The sequence below is a fragment of the Mesorhizobium sp. M7A.F.Ca.AU.001.01.1.1 genome (assembly GCF_004022735.1).
GTDB classification, from domain to species: domain Bacteria; phylum Pseudomonadota; class Alphaproteobacteria; order Rhizobiales; family Rhizobiaceae; genus Mesorhizobium; species Mesorhizobium ciceri.
This window is the reverse complement of the sequence record NZ_RZPF01000549.1, coordinates 1-4,554: the sequence shown is the minus strand read 5'-3', so window position 1 is coordinate 4,554 and position 4,554 is coordinate 1. Positions and strand designations below refer to the sequence as shown.

Below are 4,554 nucleotides of genomic sequence, written 5' to 3'. Positions count from 1 at the left end.
GACGGGACCATTTCCGCCGCGGCCGCCCGACTGATGGGCACGAAGAAGGCGCTTGCCATATTGCCAGCCGGCACCATGAACCTGTTCGCACGCGGGTTGGGCATTCCGCAGTCGCTCGACGGGGCGCTGAAATCCTTCGCCGACGGCGAAATCATTGCTGTCGATGTGGCGACGGCCAATGGCCAACCTTTCGTGCACCAGTTCTCGATCGGCATGCACGCGAAGATGGTGCAACTGCGCCAGAAGATGGAGTTCGGTTCGCGGTTGGGAAAGATCCGCGCCTCGGCCAAGGCGGCTTGGGCAACGATCAACAATCCACCTGCGATGAATGTGACGCTCAGCATCGGCGATGCCGAAATGGCGGCACGCATCACCGGCATCGGCATCACCAACAACTTATTCGGTGAAGGCCATCTGCCTTATGCCGACAATCCTGCGGGCGGCGTGCTCGGTGTCTATGTCACGGTGGCGAAGCAGCGCGCCGAACTGGTCAAGTTCTTCTTCAACATGGCGCGCGGCAAATGGCGCGACAACGAACATGTCGAAATCCACCAGACAAACAGAACGGTGCTGAAAATCCATTCGGGCAGCCGCAAATTTCGCGCCGTCATGGACGGCGAACTGGTCAGGCTTGACCGTGAAACGGTAATCGAGATTCAGCCTGGCGCACTGAATGTATTGGTTCCGGCGAGCGCGGCCCAGTCGAGAGCCGCCTGATGAGGTGCGGCGCAACGGACAGGCCCGCTTTACCCGGCAGGAGCCTGCTCGGTGGTGTTGGGCGGTGTGGGGACATGCTGTTCATCGCTGTTAGGCGCCTTGATCAACACACCATAGATCTCGGCAATGCCCCATGCAGCAAACACCAGAAGCAGTGCGGCGATCAGGATCCGAAATCCATGCCAGCCCCATCGCCCCTGCCGCGCCTTGTTTTCTGGAATGATCTTGGCCATGCTCGATCCCTGTCTCATTCTGCACCAACTGGCGCGCCCGGCAAATCATGGTCGGGTAACGGTTCCTCGCTAGGATGGTTCCGGAAAAGCGTGCTGGCCTTGCACCAGCGCAAGCATGCGGCGACGAAGACCGGGACGAGGCAATTGGGGTGATTGGCAAGACGCAAACAGCACCCGAGCTGCCGGCCGAAGTTGCGCTAGCAGTCATGGATATCGACCGGCTGGCCGTGCTGCACGGATTGGAGATGCTGGATACGGCGGCCGACCCCGATTTCGACCGCGTCAGCAGCCTTGCCGCAGCGGTGATGCAGGTGCCGATGGCCCTGGTCACACTCGTCGACCTTGAACGGCATTGGTTCAAATCCTGCTTCGGCCTGGACGAGACCGAAACCGCGACCAACGTCTCCTTCTGCGCCCATGCGATTGCCGCCGGCGACGAGCCGATGGTGGTCGTGGATGCAACGGCGGACCCCCGTTTCAAGACCAACCCGCTGGTCACCGGAAAGCACCATGTCCGCTTCTATGCCGGCGCGCCGATGATCGTGGCAGGTGCCCGCATCGGCACGCTGTGCGTGCTCGACCGCGAGCCGCATGGTTTTCCATCCCGAACCGAGCTCGACCAGTTGAAGGCGCTCGCCGGCCTGGCCGCCAGCCTGTTCACCCTAAAGGACGCAACCCGCAGCGGCGCGATCGCCGAGGCCGCACTTGCGCGCGAGGAAAAACGACGCGCCATCGCACTCGATGCGGCCTCGCTCGCCAGCTGGGCATGGGATATCCGCACCGATGTCATCGAATGCGACACATTGATGTCGGAGCTGTTCAACCTGCCGCGCTCCAACCGGCTGCGCGCACGCGACATCCTCACCGCCATCGATCCGCGCGACGTCTACCAGACCGAAACCCGCTTTCGCGACGCCTTGACCGGCAGCGACGACTATTTCGGCGAATACCGGGTGAAGGGCTTTCACCCGCCGCGCTGGCTCGCCACGCGCGGCCGTGTGATCGAGCGTGACGGCGACGGCAAGCCGACATTGATCTTCGGCGTCAATTACGACATCTCCGAGCGCAAGCTCGGCGACGAACGGCAACGGCTGCTGCTGCGTGAACTCAACCATCGCGTCAAGAACACTCTGGCGACCGTCCAGGCGCTGGCAACCCAGACCGTGCGCCATGCCCGCCAGCCAAGCCAGTTCCTCGAGGCCTTCGGCGCCAGGCTTCAGGCCTTGGGCATCGCCCACAATCTGTTGTCGGACCGCGAGTGGCGTGGCATCGGCATCAGTGAACTCGTCCAGATCGAGGTCAGACCTTTCGAAACGGCCGAGCAGCCGCGCATGACGATCTCCGGCGACGACCTGCTGCTGTCGCCCGACCAGGCCGTCGGGCTTGGCCTGATCCTGCATGAACTCGCCAGCAACGCGCTGAAATATGGCTCGCTGTCGGTGCCGTCAGGCAGGGTCGACCTCGGCTGGAGGACGCAAGGCAGGAAGGATGCCCGGCGTCTTGTGCTGACCTGGCGCGAAAGCGGCGGGCCGCAAGTCGCTCCGCCGGATCGGCAAGGCTTCGGCTCTATCCTCATTCGCCGCAGCCTGGCCAAGGTCATTTCCAGCGAAGTGACCCATGAATTCCGGCCGGAAGGCGTGTTTGCCGAAATATCGATGCCCCTGGAAGAGCTGTCGAAGTGATCTCCCAACAGCTCTATGTCCGCTCGCTCTCATCCGGATCGTCGGATTTCACATTCTCGCGGTAGATGGCGTAGGCCGCGAGCGCCACGGCCGGCCCCAGAATGGCGCCGAGACCGCCTTTTCCCTTGAGCAGGCTCGGCAGCACGGCGAGTGCGGCGGTGACGCCGATCGCCTTCATGTCGGCATTGCGGCGCTGCGCCCGGCGCCGGGCGCGCGAACCTGCGGATATCCGGTAGATCAGCAGGATAAGTCCGGCGAGCACTAGGAAACCGGCGCCAAACCCGAGCGCGGCGGCAAGCGAGCCGTAGCGCATCGCCGTCCAGATATAGGCGGCCCCGACCAGAAAGCCGAGACCGCAAAGCGCAGCGGCCATGGCGATCACATAGACGATTGCCGCCGTGCGCGCCCGGTGAACGGCGGCCACGGTTTCCCCCGAGGCGAGGCCCGAGATCAGGGTTGCCAACATTCCCATCTGTAGCGCGACTAGCGACGCGCGATGAGCGCGAAAAGGAAGCCGACGCCAGCGGCGATTGCCAGTGACGTCACCGGCTTTTCACGCACGCTTGCCATCATCTGCGCTTCGATGTCCTTGGCATTGCTGCGCAAGCTGTCAAAGGCTGCTTCGCCCTGCGCGCGCAACTGCTCGACCCCTTCTGTCGCTGCACGGCGCGCGGTGCCATAGCCATGCTCGCCGGTCTTGGCCAGTTGTTTGGTGAGCTTGTCGATGTCGGCCTTCAACTGCCTGATGTCGGCTTCCAGGTCCGCATTTGCACGGGCGTCGGTTGCGGTCTTTCCTGCGGCAGTGGCCATGGCTTAACTCCTTGTGATTGCTCGGTTTCAAACGCGCTGCGCACCTCATGGTTCCGCCACTGCGGACAAAGTAGCCGAAAACGCATCGGCGCGCACCCGATCCGCCGGCTTCGCAAAAAGACGCTTCCTCAGATTAGTGGCCGGCGCGCCTCGCCCAGCCCTTCCCAGCCGGCGAGCCGCTTGAGCCCTTCATTGTCGGAGACCGCGCAGCCGCCGTCGCGCCAGACGATCAGCTTGCGATCCATCAGCTTGCGGATCGTCTTGTTGGTGTGAACCAGCGACAGGCCGAGCGTATCGGCAATGTGCTGCTGCGTGATCGGTATCTGGACGGATTGGCTGCCATTCAGTCCGACGACCTTGGCCCGGCTGCCGATGAAGGCGATGAGATAGGCGGCGCGCTCGATCGCACTGCGGCGCCCGAGGCTGAGCAGATTCTCGTCCAGCATCCGCTCCTCGCGCGATGCGATCCAGGTGATGTCGTAGGCCAGCCCGGGATGATTGCGGTACAGCTCGTGCAGATATTCGCGCTCGAAAACACACAGCAGCATCGGTGAGAGTGCCTCGACGGAATGCTGCATCTCGCCCATCACACTGCCTTGCAGGCCGATCAGATCCCCGGGCATGAGATAATTGAGGATCTGGCGACGGCCGTCCCGCAGCAGCTTGTAGCGAAACGCCCAGCCGGAGAGCACGGTGTAGAGATGGGCGCTATGGCTTCCCTCCACCAGCACCGTGTCGCCCTTATCGACCGCGAGTTCACCCTTCTTGAATTTGCTGATGAAGGCCAGCTCCTGTTCTTCGAAGTCGCGGAAAACCGGCAACGGCCGCAATGGGCAGTTCTCGCAAGGATATTGGCGGCTGGAGAAAGCGTTATTGTTCTGGACTGACATTTCGCCCCCTTCGAAAGCCCGCTCGACCCCCTTCGAAAGCCGCTCTTGGAGAGCCGCGTTTCAACGCGTTGCAAGGATTGAGGTTCCGCCCGCTGGCCACATGTCTTTTTTAAATGACATCAAGCCAATTAGCGATCATGACTCCGGCGTTTCAAGGAGTCTTTGCCTGTGCCCACATTGCTTGACGGATTGCGGATTCTCGTTTTGGAGGACGAATTTCTC

Annotated in this window: 6 protein-coding genes; 2 read left to right on the top strand and 4 right to left on the bottom strand. The window is 62.4% G+C overall.

All coding sequences use genetic code 11. From position 1 onward, the window contains the following. Positions 1 to 717, top strand: a 717-nt coding sequence (locus EN884_RS26740; protein WP_164895169.1) for a diacylglycerol kinase family protein, incomplete at its 5' end; no start/stop codon positions are given. Positions 718 to 746: 29 nt separating this feature from the next. On the opposite strand, the gene EN884_RS26735 is transcribed toward EN884_RS26740, so the two are convergent. Further along, positions 747 to 950, bottom strand: a complete 204-nt coding sequence (locus EN884_RS26735) for a hypothetical protein (RefSeq protein WP_013529290.1) — start codon at positions 948 to 950, stop codon at positions 747 to 749. A gap of 206 nt (positions 951 to 1,156) precedes the next feature. On the opposite strand from EN884_RS26735, the gene EN884_RS26730 reads away from it, so the two are divergent. Then, entirely contained in the window at positions 1,157 to 2,632 is a 1,476-nt protein-coding gene (locus EN884_RS26730) for an HWE histidine kinase domain-containing protein (RefSeq protein WP_063170350.1), read from the top strand. A 13-nt stretch (positions 2,633 to 2,645) separates the two neighbouring features. Here EN884_RS26730 and EN884_RS26725 read toward each other — a convergent pair whose 3' ends face one another. The 3 genes from EN884_RS26725 to EN884_RS26715 all read right to left on the bottom strand — a co-directional run bounded on the left by EN884_RS26725 (position 2,646) and on the right by EN884_RS26715 (position 4,332). Next, entirely contained in the window at positions 2,646 to 3,104 is a 459-nt protein-coding gene (locus EN884_RS26725; protein ID WP_013529288.1) for a hypothetical protein, read from the bottom strand. A gap of 11 nt (positions 3,105 to 3,115) precedes the next feature. After that, positions 3,116 to 3,442 (bottom strand): DUF883 family protein, encoded by a 327-nt coding sequence (locus EN884_RS26720; RefSeq protein ID WP_013529287.1) that lies wholly within the window; start codon positions 3,440 to 3,442, stop codon positions 3,116 to 3,118. A gap of 128 nt (positions 3,443 to 3,570) precedes the next feature. Beyond that, the gene (locus EN884_RS26715; protein WP_027163153.1) at positions 3,571 to 4,332 is read right to left on the bottom strand and encodes a Crp/Fnr family transcriptional regulator; all 762 of its coding nucleotides are present in this window, start codon (positions 4,330 to 4,332) and stop codon (positions 3,571 to 3,573) included. Positions 4,333 to 4,554 lie beyond the last annotated feature (222 nt).

Excerpts from the sequence above, each read along its gene's own strand:
- EN884_RS26735 (WP_013529290.1), bottom strand. The coding sequence starts at position 950 with ATGGCCAAGATCATTCCAGAAAACAAGGCGCGGCAGGGGCGATGGGGC.
- EN884_RS26730 (WP_063170350.1), top strand. The coding sequence starts at position 1,157 with ATGGATATCGACCGGCTGGCCGTGCTGCACGGATTGGAGATGCTGGAT.
- EN884_RS26725 (WP_013529288.1), bottom strand. The coding sequence starts at position 3,104 with ATGGGAATGTTGGCAACCCTGATCTCGGGCCTCGCCTCGGGGGAAACC.
- EN884_RS26720 (WP_013529287.1), bottom strand. The coding sequence starts at position 3,442 with ATGGCCACTGCCGCAGGAAAGACCGCAACCGACGCCCGTGCAAATGCG.
- EN884_RS26715 (WP_027163153.1), bottom strand. The coding sequence starts at position 4,332 with ATGTCAGTCCAGAACAATAACGCTTTCTCCAGCCGCCAATATCCTTGC.